The organism is Bacillus sp. FSL M8-0049 (genome assembly GCF_038593355.1).
Lineage (GTDB): Bacteria > Bacillota > Bacilli > Bacillales > Bacillaceae > Bacillus > Bacillus safensis.
Map to the genome: position 1 here is coordinate 3,557,810 of NZ_CP151986.1, position 19,599 is coordinate 3,577,408.

Consider the following 19,599-nt stretch of genomic DNA (forward strand, 5'->3'; position numbering starts at 1 on the left):
TGAATATAATGCTTTACAATTAAGGAAAGATTTCAACCAAAATTGAGGTGACAGAATGAAAAATCGGTTAAAAGAGCTTCGTGCGCGAGATGGTTTAAACCAAACTGAGCTTGCAAAGCGTGCAAAGGTCTCTCGTCAAACCATCAGCTTAATGGAACGAGATGAGTTAATGCCGTCTCTATTGCTCGCTGTTAAGCTTTCACGAATTTTTCAGGAACCCATTGAACGTATTTTTCTATTCGAGGAGGATGAACTCTCATGAAAACTGTATACAAAATGCTCTTAGGTGCTCTCCTTGGCTTTCTCGGCGCTTACTGTCTGCTAGCAGCCGAATTTGAAATGACACTTCTTGATGTTGCATTTGAAGCGACTCTTGTCATCAGTGGATTGACGATTTTATTGATTATTTATTGTTTTTCAGGGATTTCACGTATGAAAAAAAGAGTATCTCTTTCGGTTTCTGGAGATGAAGAGGATGAACTGGAGGCAAAACAATATCGGACCTTTACTGATTTGACTTTAGCCAATACGGTAAGTACCATTTTTTCCATTGTTGCCATCGGTATCGCGATCGTCACCGAGCAGCCCATTTGGTTGATTCTCGTCAATGCTGCTTTATTTATTGTCTCCATTATCAGTTCATATATAGCGATATCTGTTCTAAAGCTTGTCTACCCTAATCGCAACCTGCCAAGTCCATCTGACAAAGATTATAGTAAAAAGCTGCTCGCTATTTCAGACGAAGGCGAAAAGCATGTGATGCTTGGCGGACTGTTTCACACGTATCAAATGATGAATGTTCTATTGACCGGCGCCATGTTTATTTTGATTGTGTATTCCCTTGGAGCCAATCACTCTCAGCTTTTCTCAATCATGGTCATTGGGGTTGTTTTGATCATTTTGAATGCAAATTATGTGCTAAAGATTAGAAATCGTTAAATGAACAAAAGCACAGCCTCATGCAAAGGCTGTGCTTTTTCCGTTCATTATGACGCGCGGCGTTTCTTTCGTGCATAAATCAATAGTAAGAAACCAAACCAGACCGGCGTTAATAAGAGCGCGGGGCGTGTTGCATCTGCAAACAGCATGATCACTAGAATCGCAGCGAAGAGAACTAAAACACATATATTCACAAAAGGTGTGAACGGTGCTTTAAAGGTAGATGCTTCATGCAATTCAGGCCGTGTTTTTTTATATTTCAAATGGCTAATTAAAATAATACTCCATACCCAAATGAAACAAATGGCACTGATCGTTGTCACAATACCAAAGGCTTGTTCGGGAATCAGCTTGCTTAAAAGAGCTCCAACCGATACCACAATCGTCGAAACAAACAGGGCATTGCTTGGGACAGCATGCTTGTTCAGACGTCCGAAGGAAGCTGGACCCTGCTTTTGATGACTGAGATTATACAGAATACGGCTCGTCGAGAACATGCCGCTATTACAAGCTGATGCCGCAGACGTCAACACAACAAAATTAATGAGCCCTGCTGCTACTGGTATCCCAATGAGTCCAAAGGTTTTCACAAAAGGACTTTCTGATGCGCTGAGTTCAGTCCATGGGTTGATACATAGTAAGACAAAGATCGCTCCCACATAGAAAAATAGAATTCTTAATGGAATCTTATTAATCGCAGAAGGGATGTTTTTTTGCGGATTGGCTGTTTCTGCTGCGGACACACCGACCAGTTCAACTCCCACATACGCAAAAATCACCATCTGGAATGACAATAAGAAGCCTGTGACACCATTCGGGAATAACCCGCCATGAGACCATAAATTCGTTACTGTCACCGGTCCGGCATCTGTTTGAAAACCAATGATTAAAAGAACAATTCCAACCCCGATCAATAATAGAATCGTAATTACTTTAATGAGTGCAAACCAAAATTCCATTTCTCCGAAAAGCTTCACCGTTAATAGATTCAATCCTAGTAAAATCAATAAACAAATGATGGCAGGAATCCACTGCGGGATGTCAAACCAATACTGCACGTACACACCGACCGCAATGACATCCGCCATCGCTGTCATAATCCAGCAAAACCAATAGGTCCACCCTGTCACAAAGGAAGCCCACGGGCCGAGATAGTCCTCCGCAATATCGGTTAATGACTGATAGCCTGCCTTCGATAAAAGCAATTCTCCGAGTGCCCTCATGACAAAAAAGATGGCCATCCCGACAATTAAATAAGCAAAAATAATTGAAGGACCTGCCAATTGAATAGCTTTTCCAGATCCTAAAAACAGTCCTGTTCCAATGGTTCCGCCAATGGCAATCAATTGTACATGACGGTTTGATAAATCTCGTTTTAATTCTTGTTGTGCCAATGCTAACACCCTCCTACGACACGATCTTATCCTGAAATAATGAACCCTTTAAAAAAGTCCATAAAAAAAGAGATTGGATGCGCTCCAATCTCACGGTCATAAAAGAATAGCAAAATAGAGAAAAGTCATACACGGCATCATCCATGCACCACAAATACAATATTTCGTACTCTTCTGTCCTTTTGCCTGAGATTGTGAACCCTTCGGCGCCGCACATACATGCGGTCTCTCCAGAAGCTGCTCCTGCTATAGTGTGACCCACAGCATTCATAGCCTTCGTTATTTAATTAAAATGTTGCTATTTCTGAATAATTTCATATTTTACGCCTCAATCAGAAAGCTGTCAATGGTAATCTTTTATGATTTACGGCGTTACTCATATGTCTTCACTTCATCAACCCCCCCTGATTCATGTATAATAAATCAAAAGATGTTCGGCTCGTCTGATAGAGAAATCCCTCTAGATGATGAACAAAGTTAGGCAATCCATTGAAGTTGGTGAAGATAAATGAAAAAAATGAACAAGCAGCGTGTCACATTACAGGAAGTCGCCAAGCATGCCGGTGTCTCGACTTCAACGGCATCACTCGTTGTTCGAAATAATCCTAGAATCTCTGAAGCCACTCGAAACAAAGTACTGCAATCCATGGAGGAATTAGGATACGTATACGACCGCGTTGCTGCCAACATGCGGTCAAAAAGCTCAAATATCGTGGGTGTGATTGTGACGGATATTTCTAACACCTTTATTTCGGAGTTTTTAATTGGCGTACAAACCACGCTTGAGTCACTGGGCTATACTGTTTTACTTGGTACGACCTTTGACAGTGTCGATAAACAGGAGCGGCTCATTTCCACCATGGTAGAGCACCGAGTGGGCGGGATTATTTTAAACCCAGCTTCGAAAAGCTCTGCTCGAACGGTCAAACAATTAAATCAAATTCGTACCCCAAAAGTACTGGCAAATCGTGAATTATCAGATGTGCAATGTGACTATGTCGGTGTTGATTATGAACAAGGTACTTGGATGGCGGTTCATCATCTTCTTCAAAAAGGGCATCGCCGCATCGCTTTTTTAGGCGGCATCAAGACTTCTTCGACTTGGATTGAGCGGATGAAAGGTTTCAAAAGAGCTCATGACGAAGAAAATGTGACGATTGATGAGTCGCTTATTATTGATATAGAACCTACTCGTGAAGGCGGGAAAGAAGCACTCGCCCAAGTGATGGATCAGCCTGAGCCCCCTACTGCTATTTTTTGTTTTAGTGACTTAGTCGCTTTTGGAGTCATTCAAGCACTGTCAGCACGGGGCATCCAGCCTGGTGAAGATATTGATGTCGTTGGATTCGATAATGTTCCTGAAGCGGAAATGTACCATCCGCCGCTCACCACTGTTTCCTCATTTCCCCGATCCATCGGGGTAAAAGCAGCGAACCTTTTATATCATAAAATGAACGAACAGGATGAAGAGCTGCAGCGATTGATTTTAAAGCCTCAACTTCATATTAGAGAAACCTCCCCATCATGATGAAAAAGAGAATTGTGTGCAGCAATTCTCTTTTTTTATTGATCAAGTCAACTATTTCTTTGTTTCATTTTTCTTTTTTTAAATCACAAAGTCATAAACTTGACACATTTAAAATGCAGGAGTATATTTATCTCGTTGCTTCTTTTAGTATATCGTTATACCTATTTCGTCATATCATCATTTCTATCAAAAAACAGTTAAAAGTGGTTTTTTATGATTCTGATCAAATCATGAAGTTTCACTTCCTAATCAAGGCTGTTATTTATTTTTTCATTTTTAGTAGAACGATGTACTTGATCGAAGAACAGATGAATATTCATTATTTTTTCATCAATCACATAAGGGGTGTTGTGATGGGCTTCATATTATTCATTTTGAAGGAAACAATAACAAAGGGTATACAAAGAATTTGACCTTAAATGGGGTTTCAAATATAGGAGTGGGAACATGAAAAATCCTTATATAAAATCATCACTTGGCATGTATTTAAACTACTTCATGCTTGGCATGATCAATATTATTGTAGCTTCCAACATGGACAGCTTATCTGAACGCTACCATGTAGATATTCCGAAAATCAGCTTGCTTGTATCGGCGATCGGAATTGGTAAACTCATTGCGCTCTTTTTCTCAGGCCGGTTAGCCGACAGCTGGGGACGTAAGCCTGTCATTATTACAGGAAATTTTCTTTACTTATTATTCTTAATCGGTATTCCAACGACAACAAGTTATACACTGGCATTTATCTTTGCGATATCAGCAGGTATTGCCAACTCACTGCTTGATTCAGGAACCTATCCTGCTTTATCAGAGTCATTTCCGAAAAAAGCAAGTTCGGCTTCTGTTTTAGTAAAAGCGTCTGTATCCATTGGGGCGACTGTTCTTCCATTTATCTTGGCATTCCTAGTGGCACATGACATCTTCTGGGGCTGGGCGTTCTTTGGACTAGGGCTTCTTTATTTACTTGTAGGGATTTACTTAATCTTTATGCCATTCCCGAACCATAAGCAAGTTTCTTCACAAGACGCTCTTCCAGTACAGGACCAGCTGAAAGAAGAACCAAAAATGCTTGGCGAAGGCTTAGCTGTTGTACTGATGGGATTCACATCGACTGCATTGTTTGTCGTATGGCAGACATGGCTTCCGCAGCTCGGGTTAAAATTAATCGGACTTGGCACAGAACAAGCTACACAGCTTCTATCTTATTTTAGTATTGGTGCACTGGTATCTGTTCTATTACTTTCGATCGTCTTAGATAAATTCATTTCACCGATTATGGTGGCGATCATTTATCCAATTGGGGCGTTCCTTGCGATGCTTGCACTATTCCAAGTTGAAACTTACAGCATTGTCATTGTCAGCACCTTCTTCTTAGGACTATTTACAGCGGGAATCTTCCAGCTGGCGATGAGTATTATGATGAAATTGTTCCCGACAAACAAAGCAACGGCTTCATCCTATGTCAACATTGCGGCAAGCTCAGCGTTTATACTCGTGCCGCTCATTACAAGTGGATTGGTCAGCACGTACGATATTAAAATGACGTTATTTTTCGATATGATCATCGCAGTTATTAGCGTATTACTAGCTGTCTTTGTTCTTGGACGCATGAAAAAATTATTTAGATAATTAAAGGAGATGTCAATCATGACAAACATACATGAACGTAATATTGATGGGAAAACAAAATTAGTTGGTCTTCTTGCTACACCAATCGGGCACAGCCTTTCACCACGTATGCATAACCTTGGCTATACACTAACAGGTCTCAACTATGCTTACCTTGCATTTGAAGTAGGGAATGATGAACTAGAAGCAGCCGTAAATGGTATGAAAGCAATGGGTGCAGCTGGATTTAACGTCTCTATGCCGAACAAAATGAAAGTACTAGATTACTTAGACGAACTAGATGATTCTGCAAGATATACACGTGCAAGTAACACTGTAGTGAACAAGGATGGTAAGCTCATCGGCTACAACACAGATGGTCTTGGATATGTAAGAAACTTGATTGAACATGGTGTTGAATTAGCTGGTAAGAAGGTCACTCTCGTTGGCTCTGGCGGTGCTGCGACTCCGATTGCGATTCAGCTTGCACAGTCCGGCATTCGTGAAATTAGTATTTTTGCTCGTAATGATCAATACTTTGTTCAAGCAGAAGAAAATGTAAATTACATCAACAACGAAATGAAATCATTTGGTGTCAAAGCAAACATTTTCCCACTTGAAGACAAAGACGCGTTCCGCCGTGAAGTAGCAGAAAGTGCAATCCTGGCAAATGGGACAAGCCTTGGCATGAAACCACTGGATCAACTCAGCATTATCGATGATACACTTGATGTACTTCGTGAAGATTTGATCGTGACAGATGTCGTATACAACCCGCAAAAAACAAAGCTTCTTGCGCAAGCACAGGAAGCTGGCGCCAAAACCATTAACGGTCTTGGAATGATGCTATGGCAAGGTGCACTTGCTTACAAACTCTTTACTGGTGAAGATATGCCAGTTGATCAAGTAAAACAAATTCTTTTTGCAAATGACCGTTTCTAAAACATAAATAGACAAAGGGCTAAAATGATCATCATTTTAGCCCTTTGTTTTCAGCTCTACACGCTGAGACGACTTCCTGCGGAGGTCGTCTTTTTTTTAATCATGTATCATGATTTGACGGTATCGATACAGGATATACAGTGCGCCGATAATGGCCGCAACAGCCACCACTGCATCGAACATAAAGATTTGTAAAATGGACGCGTGACTCTGAATTAAACCTGTTACGACCGGGATGACGATAGCCGACACGCCGCCCGCTGTAGAGATAATCCCTGTCATCGTCCCTTTGTTTTTCCAGAAGAATTCAGCCATCACAGTTAACGTCAGCTGAAAAACTCCTGCGGTTGAAAATCCCAATACAAACGCATTGATGGTTCCTATGACTGGGGATTTCACCACCAAGAGCACACAAATGGAAACAAGTGTAATGATGGGATAGATCAGCAGTACAGTGACCGGACGGACAAAGCGGCGCAAAAGAAACGCGAGCATCACGACAGACAGCAGCCCGCCCATGCTATAGTAACTGAGCAGTTTTACAGCACTGCCCGATGCCATCCCCAAGATGGCCTCACCGTACGTAGGAAGCCAAATTTGCGGCAGCGCATACAGTCCATTTGACGTAAAACTGATCAAAATGAGTGCGATCCCTTCCCTCCAAAATGTAGGCTCTGTCGAGAAGCGCGGAAGTCCGTCATACTCCGTTACCTGGATTTGCTCCACCTTACGATGATTCGGAAATGGCAAGGTCCACAGCATCAAGACATTCACAAGATAGATCAGAGCAGGGACAAAAAATGAAATTCCATAAAACAAATCATGCTCTGCTAAAAAGAAAATCGCCAGTGGCAAAATGGTTGCCCCAATGGAGATAAAGGCCTTCACCATCACATTCGCAGATCCCGAGTTTTGCGGAAAAGCCTCCATTAACGCAGGATATGTTCCTGCATCCATTGCCGAATTCGCGACGCCTGCCAAAATCGCAAATGCAAACGCGATTTGATAATTCGGAGACAATGGGATTCCGATGAGGAACACCGCCATCAGCACACCAGAAACCAAAATGACCGGCTTACGCCCAAAACGATCTGACAGTACACCTGATAAACCATACGTGAGCACCCTGCCAATGCCAAGCGCCGAAATCATATAACTAATTCCCGCACTATTGGTATCTAACTGTTTGATTAAAAATGGCATATTTGAAGCCAAAATAATATTGACCATACCTAATAAAAAATAATTAATATACAGACTAGAAGCCGTTCTCACATACGGATTCCTCATCCTGACACACCCCTCAACACCATCGCAATGAAGTGACAAATAATGGTTACGCTTACAAGATCTCATATGTGAGGAAGAACAGCTTTGCAGCCTTCACGTTCATACATCTCATCATGTTATGCAGCTCACAGCTTACACGCCCTTCATGTATCAAGCATTTCTTCAATTTTTCACTGCTCTTATTTTATACGAATGCGAAAGGTAAAGATAGTGAATTGCTTAAATTTGAAGGGAATTCATCGATCAAGCGTATGACACCATCGATAGAAAAAAGGAGTGGTTCATTCCACTCCTTAAATGATGTCTAATTTTGTTTGCTCAATCAAGAAGTCGATTTAAATGAATAAAGACTTCATTCACATTCACTTCAAGTGCTTCAATTTCATGCTCTCGAAAACACATGAATCGCACTTGTGCAGGAGTTACTTTCACCTGGCTGACCCATTCCTTTAACATTTGTACAGACTTTTCAATATGCTCTTGATAGTGTTCTCCATGTATTTGGATTTTATGTTCTCTCGATTGAAGGAAAGCAAACACCTTCTGACAAAACAATTGATTTTCTTCGGTATAAAAAGGGGTGTTCTGGAAGTGTCATGTAGCTTAATTCGTTTATTAAGTGTTTTCTTCTGCTTTTTCTTTTTAAGGTTTCGATTTTTGAGGTTCTGTTGTTATTCATACTAGTTACCTTTCTTTTTAAATCCAACAAAATTTTTACGTTTATATTTGATCTTTTAAAATGTCTCCTTTCAAGTATCACACAATCAAATAAAGTACGATCTTTTTTATTTAATTACCCTTTCAACCAAGATGAATTTGTTTTTCTTAATAAAAAAACCTTGAAAGGATACTATCCATCAAGGTTTTTGTGGGTACTAAGATTCAAAAGCCGTTTTTTCTGGAAATATGCCACCTTCTCTTACAAGGCATACCGCCAACCTTTGAGCCGCTCGATCAAAATAAAACTCATTGGGAATATTTTGATCTGGCAAGCTCTCTAACTCTCTAAACTTCCTAGTTATTTTGCTTAACTCTATTTTACCCATTACCTCTTCATTAGGTCCAAATTTGTAAACTACAGTTTCTTCATCCTCATATTCCTTTAATAATAAAACATACGAAGCCAATTTTATTCCTCCTTTGGTGGATACCATGGACGCCCAGATTCAACTGTTTTATCATGTGCGGTCCTGTAATCTGTCTTGAATATCCCTTCAAACTTTGATTCAAAAAGTTCGTGATTTAACAAGTCAATATCATTCTTTTTATAAGTACCTTTTTGTAATCTATCCCAGGCTTGTGCTATTTGATAATCTGAGTCAAAACGCCCAACCCCATGTTCTTTTATATGCTCTTTTATAAATAAATGCTCCTTTATTCTTTGTATCCTGTGTTCGGGCATTCCAGTATTCTTAGATATAGGCTTTATATCAGCTTTTGTCTTTCTAAAAGACTCATACATTTCTTCTGCTTTATCAAGTTGTTTTAGATATGCATCTATTGAAAGTTCCCTGCCACCAGTTTGAACTCTGTCAGCACTCTTAAATCCTATTTTACCATGAAACCCTTTCGCTCCAAATGGCAAAAGCATCCCAAGCGCCGCATTCATACTGGCTTCCTGCTGTCCTTTCGAGACCTTATTTCCAAACATATCTCGGCCTGTGATCGCTTCGCTGAAACCGTTGGTGGCGGTGAGACCATATAAGCCTTTTTGCGATGTTTTTAAGGCGTCAAAGGACTTTTGTGATGTCTTGTAGATATCGACCGCCCTGACTGCGGCTGATGTGGCTTGGCTCGTTTTATAGACAGCTTTTCCGCCTTTGAAAATGCGGCCTGCCCAGCCGACGATTGGGATGTAACCTGCCGCTGCCATGCCGCCTGCCGCGACTCGCTGGCCTGCGGTGAGTTCCTCGCCTGTGATTGGATCAACGCCTGTTGCGGCACGTTTTGCATCGTTCACGCCAGTCAGTTCATTCACGATGTTTCCACCATAATCGAGGGCTTTTTCATACCAAGGGCGGTTGGCGAGGGCTTCTTGTTCCTTTGCGATCTTGCGGGCTTCTTCTTGTTCTTTTTTGATTTTCAGATATTCAGCAGTTTGCTTCTCAATATCGCTTTTTGCCTTGTAAATTTCGCTATTTTGATACGCTTTCTTGTCAAAATTCATAGGCGAAATCGCTTTTCCGTCATTTGTCGCATTGATCATTTCAGCGTACAATGCCATTGTAGCTTGCTGTTCCGTCTCTGACAAAGCATATTCATCTTTTAAATTTTGATCAAGCTCTCTTAGTTCTTTGACCGTCTTTTTTCGTTCATCTTCCGCATCTTCTATTTTTTCATCAAAGGTTTGGCTATCAAATACCTCTAGAGAAATGAGATCATCAATGTCTTGAAAAATCGTTTTGAGTGCCTTTTTTTGATCCTTCACAATGCTTTTGGCATTCTTGATGCCCATATGTACTGCGTTGTCTAAAAAGTGTTCTTCTACAAAGGTATCGCCGCCAAAGCTCGTATCATCCAGTGTTCCAGAAACACCTTCATGAAAGGCTTTTTGCTTATCAATGAAGCTGATAAACATGTCTACATTTCCAGACAGCTCTTTATAGAAACTTTTAATGTTATCGGCACCTTTCCCAGTGAAGTCATCTCCGAGGTTGGCAACACCTTGTAATGCCTTTTTTAAATCTATCATTTGTTCGCGGAGTTCTTGATAGTGTTTTGCCCTTGTGTCCATGGCACTGGTTAGTGCTTTTGCATCAAGTATCTTGCCCAGAAGAAGTCACTCCCTCCATTATTGATCATAAAGTCTATTTTACCGTGACCTTCAAAACGGAAAAATAGGCTAAATGATTTAAAAAATGGAATAGACTCTCTATTTAAAGGTCAAATAAAATAAGCTAGACAATGCACTTTGCTTTGTCCAGCCATACATTCATTTTATTTATAATCATTGATCGGTCCTTTATCCATCAAAACATCAATTTCATTAGATGACTTCATTTTTAATTTAGGTCTGCGCTCGGAATTGGGTTTGCTGTAAAGCTCTAGCGGACGGATGATCACACCATCATTTGTATTTTGAAGCATACCCGGCACACAAGAATAAATCCGATCATTATCATTCGCATGTTTGGCATGAATTGTCACAGACGTTCCTTGGTGATTATCGATACTCATAGATACCCTATATCTATAAAAGGAACCTGTTCCGTTTGATTGAGCAGAATAAACAACCGGAACGATAGCAAGGATATCGTCATTTAACCGTAATTTAATGACTTCTGTTTTCATAGATTCACGGTCTCTACCGACATCTCCCATATGCTCTACAGCTCCGTTACCGTAACTTTTGAGAGCTGGAACACCTTTTGCGCCAAACATGGCCACATCTATTTGTTTTCCTGCCTTCGTATAGACCAATGCATAAATATCATAATCCGTTCCAGACTCCCAGGATACTGTAGCTGTAATCTCAGGCGTTTTTTCAATGATGATCGGTTTATGACCTTTGTCTAGACTAATTTTACCTTGAACTTTCTCTAAGCTAATAGGTGCAGCCACTTTCTCTTTAGCGGCTGTCTTCATTGGAGCAGGCTCATCAATTTGTTTTTCAGAAGCCATTTGAGGAGGTGAAGAAACATCTTGTTCATCAGGTTCAACCTCCACCCCATAAAGCTTGCATAGCCCTTCCAATCCAGAATTGAAGCCACGCCAGATGGATCGTGCTTTCGTTTCACTATTTCTGATATACAGCTCTACTACGACAATCCCTTTTTCATTTGTAAAGTTTACTGGTGTTAGGTATAGCACCTCATCACCTGTTCGAATTTCTGCTTGCAGATTCTTCACTTGAGAAAAGCCAATTCCTTGATCCTCTGTTAGTGTAATAGCCATCTTTGTGATTCCAACAGGCACTTTACTCATATCAAAATTCAATTGATGCCTTTTCAACTGATCTGATATCTCTGCTGGTAAAAGTGTCGCGACACCCGTGGCACTCTCCGGCTGATTGTAAAAAATAATGCCATTATCTCCTTGAACTAGATCTGAATCTGTTAAAAGAAACGCAGTTAAAGAAATATCAATTGCAGATGACACTTCATAACTGATGGATACTTGCCCCTTTGGAGAATTTAGTACGGTATTGGCACCCATTTGCAGAGTTTGATTCATTTCAACAACTCCTATTCCTCATCTACCATTTATCGTTTTTATAGATCAATTATACCAAATTGTGTAATAGAACCTATGAATATCTTTATCTCTTTTCAATTTCTGCAATGATATGAGAAAATGCCAACTAAAACAAACTACTCTCGAAAGGAGAATCAATATGTATAAAAAAATCATTCCTGCTGTTATGGTGATATTCGGCTTTTGGATTCTTCTTCAAATATACTTGAACATCAAGATCTTTCACAATCCAATGAACTATTTTGTCCCTATTACCCTCTTCTTCCTTTGTGTTCAGGGTCTATTAAAACATAAACGATGAAAACCCGAACAAGCATATACCACGCTCATCCGGGCTTCTATTTTCCTTTATTACACTTCTTCACCGTTCGTTGCGATGACGTTTTGATACCAAGTAAACGAATCTTTTTTAAGGCGCTTCATTGAGCCGTTACCTTCGTTGTCGCGGTCAACGTAGATCATGCCGTAGCGTTTTTTCATTTCACCTGTTGTGAATGACACGATATCAATAATGCCCCAAGGTGTATAGCCAATAAGGTCCACACCGTCGTATTCAATCGCTTTTTTCAGTGCTTCGATATGAGAAGCGAGATATTGAATTCTTTCTGGATCGTGAATAGAACCGTCTTCTTCCACTTGATCTATTGCACCAAATCCATTCTCTACGATGAATAGCGGGATTTGATAGCGATCGTAAAAACGATTCAATGTATACCTTAAGCCTGTCGGGTCAATGGACCAGCCCCAGTCACTTGATTTGATATAAGGGTTATCTACACCATGCGGCAGGGCTCCGTTGACAATGTCTCCGTTGTGATCAGACACAGTATCACTTTTAACCGTTGTCGACATGTAGTAGCTAAAGCCTAGATAATCCACTTTCCCTTTTCTTAAGCTTTCTTCATCGCCTTCTTCAAATGGAATATGATACCCTTCGCGTTCGAATTCTTTTAATGCATAGCTCGGATAGTAGCCGCGAACCTGTACATCTGGGAAGAAATAGCGCTGTCTCATATACTCCTCTGCAAGCATGACATCCTCTGGATTTGAGGAATACGGATAGATTGGCACGTGAGAAACCATTGCTCCAATTTGGAAAGCAGGATTGATCTCTTTTCCTTTGGCTACTGCCCATGCACTTGCAAGTAATTCATGGTGTCCTGCTTGATACATGACTTCTTTGGCATTTTCGCCTTCTTTGACTGATACCCCTGAATTTGTCCAAAGGAATAGTGGGTTGTTGACATCCATTTTGTTATTGATTTCATTAAATGTCATCCAGTATGTGACCTTGTCCTTGTATCGATTGAAGCATACTTCTGCGAATTTTGCGAAATACTCAGCGACTTTTCGGCTGCGGAACCCGCCGTACTCTCTTGCTAAATGGAGCGGCATCTCAAAGTGAGACAGCGTAATCACAGGCTCGATGCCATGCTTGAGCAGTTCATCAAATACATCATCATAGAATTGTAAGCCTGCTTCATTCGGTTCCGCTTCATCTCCCTTAGGGAAAATCCGGCTCCAGCCGATCGATGTACGTAAGCATTTCAAACCCATTTCGGCAAACAACGCGATATCTTCCTTATAACGATGGTAGAAATCAATCGCTTCATGGTTCGGATAAAATTTATCTTCTTCTATCGTTTCAGTTATTTGTCTCGGTACTCCATGAGCACCTGCTGTCATCACATCTACAACACTTGGGCCTTTTCCTGCTTCATTCCATCCACCTTCAAATTGATGTGCAGCTAATGCTCCGCCCCATAGAAAATCTTTTGGTAATGTCATTATTCATTCCTCCTATTTCACAATTGTGATCATGACGTCTGTTGACTGGCATGTCGATTGTTCTTCTACAATCACATCTTCGTACGCTTGTGTATTGGTGATGATGACTGGTGTGATTGTTTTTAATCCCTTGCTTTCAATGGCTTCTTGATCAAATGTCATCAACAAGTCACCCTTCTTCACCTTGCTGCCTTCTTTGATATGAAGAGTAAATGCTGAGCCATCTAGCGAAACCGTATCAATTCCTACATGAACCAGTAACTCCACACCAAATTCTGAACGCAGTCCAATTGCATGCTTTGTCGGCGCAAGCATGACGACACTGCCATCAAACGGTGCATACAGCTTATTGTCTGTCGGTTCAATCGCAAATCCTTTGCCCATTGCCCCAGAGCTAAATACGGCATCCGGCACTTCAGATAACGGGAGCACTTTCCCTTCAAGCGGTGCAGGAATGGTTTCTTCATTGTTCATCGAAGCATTCATTTTTTCTCCAACTTGATCTTTATCAGACGTTGCACCGGCTGTCAGTTCCACTGTATCTTCCCCATAACCAAACATTTGAATGAGCACAACTGGTAAGATCAGCGCAATTGCGACACCAATCAATATGCCGATGATCGATGTTGGATAATCTGAACTAATTCCGTTTACAATCGTCAGTGGACCAGGCAACCCCGCATACGCAAAGTAATAAGGCGTAAAGAAGCTGGCAGCAATGGCCCCGATCGCTCCAGATATACATCCGAAAATAAATGGTTTCTTGAAACGCAAGGTGACCCCATAAATCGCAGGCTCAGTAATTCCAAAGAGACCAGTGATTCCCGCTGAAACCCCGACTTTTCGTGTTTCGCGGTTTCTTGCTTTTAAAATAACCCCTAACACTGCGCCGACCTGAGCGATAACAGCGATGGTTTGATATGCCTGGAAGGAGTCACGTCCATATTGTTCAAAGTTGGCGAGCACCATTGGGGTGATGCCCCAGTGAACACCGAAAATGACAAGCACTTGCCAGAAACCTCCGATAATGGCGCCTGCTAAAGCTGGGACATTTTCTGCTAAGACATTGTATCCGTTTGCAATCCCATTTGCGCCTGCTGTCGAAAGTGGACCAATTAATAGAATGGTTAACGGAACCATGACAACCATACAGATAAATGGGACAAATAACGGTTTGACCACCTCGTGAATGCGTTTGTTTAAAAATCTCTCTACATATGAAAGGATCCATACCAAGAATAACGGCGGCAAAACAGATGACGTATAAACCGTTTCAGATAGCGCTATGCCTAAAAAGGTAACGCCTTCCCCTGATGCCACGCGTCCAGCAATCTCCGTCCAAGCCGGACTGACAAGCGCTGCTGTACACGCTACTGCGATATACATATTCGTTTTAAAATGCTTGGCAGCTGTAATGGCAATAAAGATAGGCAAGAACGTAAACGGCGCCCAAGAAATAAAGCTAAAGACTTCATACGTTCCCGTTTTCGAGAAGCTTGGAAATAATAAATTAATGAGGATAAGTGCACCTTGTAAAATACCAGCTGCTGCCAAAATATACACAAATGGCGCAAACACAGCAGACATGGTCGCGATGACACGATTCAGCACCGTTCCCTTGTTTTCATTTACCTGGTCATCTTCAGACGGCGGCAGCTGAACAAGGCTGGAAAAATGCTCATAGACCTCACCAACATGCTGACCGATGACGACCTGAAATTGACCGCCGTTTTCCACCACGGTAATGACGCCAGGCATCGCATTGACTGCTTCCTTTGCTTTTGGATTCGAACGTTTCAAGACCAAACGCAGCCGCGTGGCGCATCTTGCGGCACTCACCACATTTTCTTCTCCGCCAACTGCCTCTAAGATGTCTTCTGCAAGCTTTTGATAATCCCTCACTTTTGACATATAAACCCCCCCTTTATCACTACTAGTATATGTACATTATAATTATACCGGTACAATATATCAATACATATATAATTTCAATTGGCATATCAAAGGAAATTTGGTATGTGCTATAATACAAGAACAATAAATCGTGAAAACAAAGAGGAATGGCCATGTTAAAGTATCAACAAATTGCGAGCGATATTGAAAAATATATTGTCACCCATGAGCTGCAGCAAGGGGATAAGCTCCCTGTACTCGAAACACTCATGAGCCAATTTGCTGTGAGCAAAAGTACCATTATCAAATCATTAGACTTACTCGAAAGAAAAGGAATTATCTATCAAGTGAGGGGCAGCGGCATCTTTGTTCGAAGACACCGCCGTAAGGGCTACATCAGCCTTTTATCCAACCAAGGGTTTAAAAAAGATTTAGAGGAATTTCAACTGACATCAGAGGTTTTAATGCTAGACACCATCAAGCCGTCCGAAGAAGCTGCACTTAATTTGAACATTGAACAAGATGAAGATGTCTTTTATCTAAAACGCATTCGTTACATCAATGGGCAAACGTTATGTTTAGAAGAATCCTATTACCGAAAAACGATCATTCCTTATCTCAACACAGAAATTGCTGCCGACTCTGTTTTTAAATTCATCAGTGAAGGTTTGGGGCTCAAAGTCGGTTTTTCCGATATGTACTTACAAGTAGGCAAATTGAATGAAACCGAAGCGACGCACCTCGGCCTTAAGCAAGATGATCCCGCTCTCCGCGTCGAGACAGTCTTTCATCTCACCAATGGCCAGCCCTTCGATTTTTCGAAAATCACGTATAACTACATGCAATCCCAATTTTTTATTCAAGCGAATAATTATTATGGGTGATGGATGGAAAAAGCCTCCTGGTGTCAGGAGGCTTTCTTACTATTATCTTTTAACCTTTAAACATTCCATCCTTCTTTCTTGAGAAGATAGGCCATCAATCCCAACATCACCATAATAAATGTCTATGTGATTTCCTTTGCCAATTAGTGCAACTGGAAAAGCATGCTGGTCTTGCAGACACTTTTCAAACTCATCTGGATGAATTTCGACTTCAATTTCATGTCCAATGAACGCATATTCAAACGTCATCGTATGATAAAGATCCACAAGACAGCGTATGATCTTCTGCTGAAGATGAATGACATCATGAGAAACAACCTCTGTCCAATTTAAACTGAGAACGAATCCTACGAAACCCGTTTCTTTTTGTATGTTGATTGTACTTCCTTTTCGATCTGAACTTATGCCTGACAATTCAAACTCTGTATAATAACCTGAAAAATCATCGTCTTTGAGGATATTTTCTTTAACTCTGTGCTCAATCCATGTTTCACCGTCAGGGTTCTGACTAAATTTTACTTTCGTGATAGACATGTCTTTTTGAACTAGATAATCAATCAATTGGCGAAAGTATTTGGTATATGAATGTCTTCATAAAAAACGAGTCCGATATTGATAAACCCACCTGTAGTTATGTCACATCCTTCGCTTCATTTTTTCTTTCATTATACTTTACTTAAACTATTATTCTATGAAAACTCCCTCTCTTACATGAACACTTCCGATTTAAAACATCAAAAAGATTCATTTTACGAATGCATCAAACAAACTTATGATTAACGTAACAAGAGTGTATAGGAGGGTTCGTCAGATGACAGACATTAGAGTGTATCATGTCGATGCGTTTACAACTGAGAAATTTGGAGGAAATGCCGCTGGGGTGGTGTTGGGTGGTGAGTTTTTAACAGAAGATGACATGCAGAGCATCGCCAAGGAGTTGAATTTACCGGAATCCGTCTTCTTGCTTCCTGCCCATGATAAGAAAGCCGATTATCGCGTCAAATACTTCACACCGACGGAAGAGGTCAATTTTTGCGGGCATGCGACTGTTGGATTGACTTGGCTTCTAGCAACGGAGCTAGGGCTGGCTAAAGAGAGATCAGGGATCGTGTTAGAAACAAAGATCGGCCATGTGCCTGTTGAATGGCACGAAGAAAATGGAAAGGTCGTTGATGTGGAAATGACGCAGGTGCCACCGCGGACGCGAGATTTTGTCATCGATTTAGAAGAGCTTAGTGACATGCTTGGTGTGAGCAGTGACCGCCTTGATTCTTCCTATCCTATCAAATTAGCAAACACCGGAAACTGGCATCTTCTTGTTCCAATGAAGCACCAACAGGACATTGATCAAGCGGCACCGAACTTAGCGGCTTTAGCTAAAATGAATAAAGAGCATGGCATCTCGACAACCCACCTTTATACGTTCCACACTTCAAAAGAATGCGATCTTTATACGAGGGATTTTGCACCTGGGATTGGTATACCGGAAGATCCTGTGACGGGGGCAGCAAACGGGGCGTTGGCTGGATATCTTTATTTGGAGGGTATCATTTCTCAGCAAGAAATCACTCGCCTGAACATTGCCCAAGGGGATGCCATCGGCAGACCTGGCATGCTTCGTATCACAGTCATTCCGAATGAATCAAAGCCGGTGATTAAAGTGGCAGGCGCAGCTGTCATCACGATCCGCGGCGTGTTAACTTTATAAAACATCAGCTTGAATGGGGACTTCCTGTTCAAGCTGATTCTATTTAAAATGATTTTTGACCGTTTCGATCCATCTTTTGGCCGATGGGGAAGCTGCTTTGAATGATTTGAGCGCCAGGTTGACCTCACGAAAGACACTTGTCTCCAGTGGAATGACTTTCGTATGAGGTATGTGCGGCGGCAAAACCAATTTTGGAATGATCGTGACCCCAAGTCCTTCTTGAACCATAGAAATAAGCGTATTGTTGTCTTCAATTTCAAACAAAACATGAGGCTTCACGCCGCCTCTTTCTTTTAACAGCTTCTTGACGAGTATGTCACAGCCCGCTTTCGGCATGATAAAGGCTTCATCATGTAACGAGTCCACTTCAATCACTTTCTTCGTATGAAAGCGATGATTCTCTTGTATGAGCACCACCAATTCATCCTGAAAAAGTGGAACGGTCTCAAATTCCCTCGATGACTGCGTTAAAAAACCAACATCAACCGTGCCAGAAGTGATCCATTCCTCAATCTCCTCATAACCGCCTTCATATAACTCCAGCTTGATATGCGGATAGATTTGCGTAAAACGATGAATAAGGCGTGGAAGGACATTTGAAGAAAAACTAGGGAATGTCCCTATCTTGATACTCCCCACTTCCATCCCTTGAATGAGCGCCGCCTCCTGCTCAAGCAATGCCGCATGATGCATGATTTGCCGGATATGCGGCATCACCCGCTCACCTGCGTCCGTTAACGAAAGCCCGTTTCGATTCCGCCGAAGCAGCACAATCCCGAGTTCCGACTCAAGCTTCGCAATATTATGACTCACCCCAGATTGCGTCAGCCCAAGCTTCTCCCCTGCTTTTGTAAAACTGCCGCACTCGACGACTGTTAGAAATACTTTGTATTGGAATGTGATCAGTGTGCTCACCTCACAAGCTCATATTAGATCTTGGCAAAATCTACTGTTAGATATTTCTTTGATTTTTCGATTTAAATGTTGTTCTATCAATTGAAAGCAAGTCTTCTGAATCCATAAACGTTGAAATGTAAAGAGCTGTTCTTTTTCATCACCATGCAAATCTTCATCTTCCTCTAACTGAAAATCAGTTAAATCTATGTTGTCATGAACATGTATTTTCATAAAAACATGAGCATTGTGAAAATCATGCATATGTTCTACTAAAAAAGAAATTTCGGTGATAAAATCATCAAATGTATCTTCTTCAAGCGTTTTTTTTAGATCAAGATTACTATGAACATCTATTGAAACGTAATTATCTCTTTCATCCAATTCTTCTTGGGTAGCAAGGGGATTATCGTGAGTCATTGCTTTTCTATTTACATCTGTAATGGAGAAATAAATGATGATGTCTTTATTATCGAGAAATTCATACCCCCATATTTCTGCATCTCTTAATCTTAAAATGCGGGTAAGATTGGCCAA

At 41.1% G+C, this 19,599-nt stretch carries 19 protein-coding genes and 1 riboswitch; of the genes, 8 read left to right on the top strand and 11 right to left on the bottom strand.

The window, feature by feature from the left end; all coding sequences use genetic code 11:
- The first annotated feature begins 55 nt into the window (after positions 1–55).
- Both NSU13_RS18340 and NSU13_RS18345 read left to right on the top strand, forming a co-directional pair.
- The gene (locus NSU13_RS18340; RefSeq protein WP_003215336.1) at positions 56–262 is read left to right on the top strand and encodes a helix-turn-helix transcriptional regulator; all 207 of its coding nucleotides are present in this window, start codon (positions 56–58) and stop codon (positions 260–262) included.
- Entirely contained in the window at positions 259–939 is a 681-nt protein-coding gene (locus NSU13_RS18345; protein ID WP_041118373.1) for a DUF3169 family protein, read from the top strand. The genes NSU13_RS18340 and NSU13_RS18345 overlap by 4 nt, the downstream gene beginning before the upstream one ends.
- Positions 940–986: 47 nt before the next feature.
- On the opposite strand, the gene NSU13_RS18350 is transcribed toward NSU13_RS18345, so the two are convergent.
- Complete coding sequence (locus NSU13_RS18350) at positions 987–2,333, bottom strand: amino acid permease (RefSeq protein ID WP_041105802.1); 1,347 nt, start codon at positions 2,331–2,333, stop codon at positions 987–989.
- A 164-nt stretch (positions 2,334–2,497) separates the two neighbouring features.
- Positions 2,498–2,577: riboswitch (glycine riboswitch) on the bottom strand.
- 264 nt (positions 2,578–2,841) lie between these two features.
- On the opposite strand from NSU13_RS18350, the gene NSU13_RS18355 reads away from it, so the two are divergent.
- The 3 genes from NSU13_RS18355 (at position 2,842) to NSU13_RS18365 (ending at position 6,411) form a co-directional block, all read left to right on the top strand.
- A complete protein-coding gene (locus NSU13_RS18355; protein WP_098677051.1) occupies positions 2,842–3,861 on the top strand; it encodes a LacI family DNA-binding transcriptional regulator in 1,020 nt (339 codons plus the stop codon).
- A 447-nt stretch (positions 3,862–4,308) separates the two neighbouring features.
- Positions 4,309–5,490: an MFS transporter gene (locus tag NSU13_RS18360; RefSeq protein WP_144471632.1), complete on the top strand. Its 1,182-nt coding sequence runs from the start codon at positions 4,309–4,311 to the stop codon at positions 5,488–5,490.
- Between the two features lie 18 nt (positions 5,491–5,508).
- A complete protein-coding gene (locus tag NSU13_RS18365; protein WP_342489710.1) occupies positions 5,509–6,411 on the top strand; it encodes a quinate/shikimate dehydrogenase in 903 nt (300 codons plus the stop codon).
- A 96-nt stretch (positions 6,412–6,507) separates the two neighbouring features.
- Here the strand turns inward: NSU13_RS18365 and NSU13_RS18370 are convergent, their stop codons facing one another.
- The 5 genes from NSU13_RS18370 to NSU13_RS18390 all read right to left on the bottom strand — a co-directional run bounded on the left by NSU13_RS18370 (position 6,508) and on the right by NSU13_RS18390 (position 11,874).
- A complete protein-coding gene (locus tag NSU13_RS18370; RefSeq protein ID WP_342489711.1) occupies positions 6,508–7,701 on the bottom strand; it encodes an MFS transporter in 1,194 nt (397 codons plus the stop codon).
- 318 nt (positions 7,702–8,019) lie between these two features.
- The gene (locus tag NSU13_RS18375; RefSeq protein ID WP_342489712.1) at positions 8,020–8,256 is read right to left on the bottom strand and encodes a hypothetical protein; all 237 of its coding nucleotides are present in this window, start codon (positions 8,254–8,256) and stop codon (positions 8,020–8,022) included.
- 320 nt (positions 8,257–8,576) lie between these two features.
- Positions 8,577–8,828: a hypothetical protein gene (locus tag NSU13_RS18380; RefSeq protein WP_024427595.1), complete on the bottom strand. Its 252-nt coding sequence runs from the start codon at positions 8,826–8,828 to the stop codon at positions 8,577–8,579.
- 2 nt (positions 8,829–8,830) lie between these two features.
- Positions 8,831–10,474 carry a T7SS effector LXG polymorphic toxin gene (locus NSU13_RS18385; RefSeq protein WP_342490039.1) on the bottom strand — a complete coding sequence of 548 codons (1,644 nt, stop codon included), beginning with the start codon at positions 10,472–10,474 and terminating at the stop codon, positions 8,831–8,833.
- A gap of 164 nt (positions 10,475–10,638) precedes the next feature.
- Entirely contained in the window at positions 10,639–11,874 is a 1,236-nt protein-coding gene (locus tag NSU13_RS18390; protein WP_342489713.1) for a TerD family protein, read from the bottom strand.
- Between the two features lie 160 nt (positions 11,875–12,034).
- Here NSU13_RS18390 and NSU13_RS18395 point away from each other — a divergent pair, with 160 nt between their 5' ends.
- Positions 12,035–12,196: a hypothetical protein gene (locus tag NSU13_RS18395; RefSeq protein ID WP_242025976.1), complete on the top strand. Its 162-nt coding sequence runs from the start codon at positions 12,035–12,037 to the stop codon at positions 12,194–12,196.
- Between the two features lie 50 nt (positions 12,197–12,246).
- On the opposite strand, the gene bglA is transcribed toward NSU13_RS18395, so the two are convergent.
- Together bglA and NSU13_RS18405 are read right to left on the bottom strand one after the other, a co-directional pair.
- Positions 12,247–13,686, bottom strand: coding sequence for a 6-phospho-beta-glucosidase BglA (gene bglA / locus NSU13_RS18400; protein WP_144496486.1), 1,440 nt, complete (start codon positions 13,684–13,686; stop codon positions 12,247–12,249).
- 9 nt (positions 13,687–13,695) lie between these two features.
- Positions 13,696–15,594, bottom strand: a complete 1,899-nt coding sequence (locus NSU13_RS18405; protein WP_176967102.1) for a beta-glucoside-specific PTS transporter subunit IIABC — start codon at positions 15,592–15,594, stop codon at positions 13,696–13,698.
- A 155-nt stretch (positions 15,595–15,749) separates the two neighbouring features.
- Here NSU13_RS18405 and NSU13_RS18410 point away from each other — a divergent pair, with 155 nt between their 5' ends.
- A complete protein-coding gene (locus NSU13_RS18410; RefSeq protein ID WP_041118390.1) occupies positions 15,750–16,460 on the top strand; it encodes a GntR family transcriptional regulator in 711 nt (236 codons plus the stop codon).
- A gap of 42 nt (positions 16,461–16,502) precedes the next feature.
- Here NSU13_RS18410 and NSU13_RS18415 read toward each other — a convergent pair whose 3' ends face one another.
- Positions 16,503–17,021: an Imm64 family immunity protein gene (locus NSU13_RS18415; protein ID WP_101677497.1), complete on the bottom strand. Its 519-nt coding sequence runs from the start codon at positions 17,019–17,021 to the stop codon at positions 16,503–16,505.
- A 250-nt stretch (positions 17,022–17,271) separates the two neighbouring features.
- Between NSU13_RS18415 and NSU13_RS18420 the strand changes: the two genes are divergently transcribed.
- A complete protein-coding gene (locus NSU13_RS18420; protein WP_101677496.1) occupies positions 17,272–18,168 on the top strand; it encodes a PhzF family phenazine biosynthesis protein in 897 nt (298 codons plus the stop codon).
- Positions 18,169–18,207: 39 nt separating this feature from the next.
- Here NSU13_RS18420 and NSU13_RS18425 read toward each other — a convergent pair whose 3' ends face one another.
- The gene (locus NSU13_RS18425) at positions 18,208–19,083 is read right to left on the bottom strand and encodes a LysR family transcriptional regulator (protein WP_227001689.1); all 876 of its coding nucleotides are present in this window, start codon (positions 19,081–19,083) and stop codon (positions 18,208–18,210) included.
- A 9-nt stretch (positions 19,084–19,092) separates the two neighbouring features.
- On the bottom strand, positions 19,093–19,599 hold the full coding sequence (locus tag NSU13_RS18430; protein WP_101677495.1) for a hypothetical protein: 507 nt from the start codon (positions 19,597–19,599) through the stop codon (positions 19,093–19,095).

Coding starts and splice junctions, on each gene's coding strand:
- NSU13_RS18340 (WP_003215336.1), top strand. CDS start 56: ATGAAAAATCGGTTAAAAGAGCTTCGTGCGCGAGATGGTTTAAACCAA.
- NSU13_RS18345 (WP_041118373.1), top strand. CDS start 259: ATGAAAACTGTATACAAAATGCTCTTAGGTGCTCTCCTTGGCTTTCTC.
- NSU13_RS18355 (WP_098677051.1), top strand. CDS start 2,842: ATGAAAAAAATGAACAAGCAGCGTGTCACATTACAGGAAGTCGCCAAG.
- NSU13_RS18360 (WP_144471632.1), top strand. CDS start 4,309: ATGAAAAATCCTTATATAAAATCATCACTTGGCATGTATTTAAACTAC.
- NSU13_RS18365 (WP_342489710.1), top strand. CDS start 5,509: ATGACAAACATACATGAACGTAATATTGATGGGAAAACAAAATTAGTT.
- NSU13_RS18370 (WP_342489711.1), bottom strand. CDS start 7,701: ATGAGGAATCCGTATGTGAGAACGGCTTCTAGTCTGTATATTAATTAT.
- NSU13_RS18390 (WP_342489713.1), bottom strand. CDS start 11,874: ATGAATCAAACTCTGCAAATGGGTGCCAATACCGTACTAAATTCTCCA.
- NSU13_RS18395 (WP_242025976.1), top strand. CDS start 12,035: ATGTATAAAAAAATCATTCCTGCTGTTATGGTGATATTCGGCTTTTGG.
- NSU13_RS18405 (WP_176967102.1), bottom strand. CDS start 15,594: ATGTCAAAAGTGAGGGATTATCAAAAGCTTGCAGAAGACATCTTAGAG.
- NSU13_RS18410 (WP_041118390.1), top strand. CDS start 15,750: ATGTTAAAGTATCAACAAATTGCGAGCGATATTGAAAAATATATTGTC.
- NSU13_RS18420 (WP_101677496.1), top strand. CDS start 17,272: ATGACAGACATTAGAGTGTATCATGTCGATGCGTTTACAACTGAGAAA.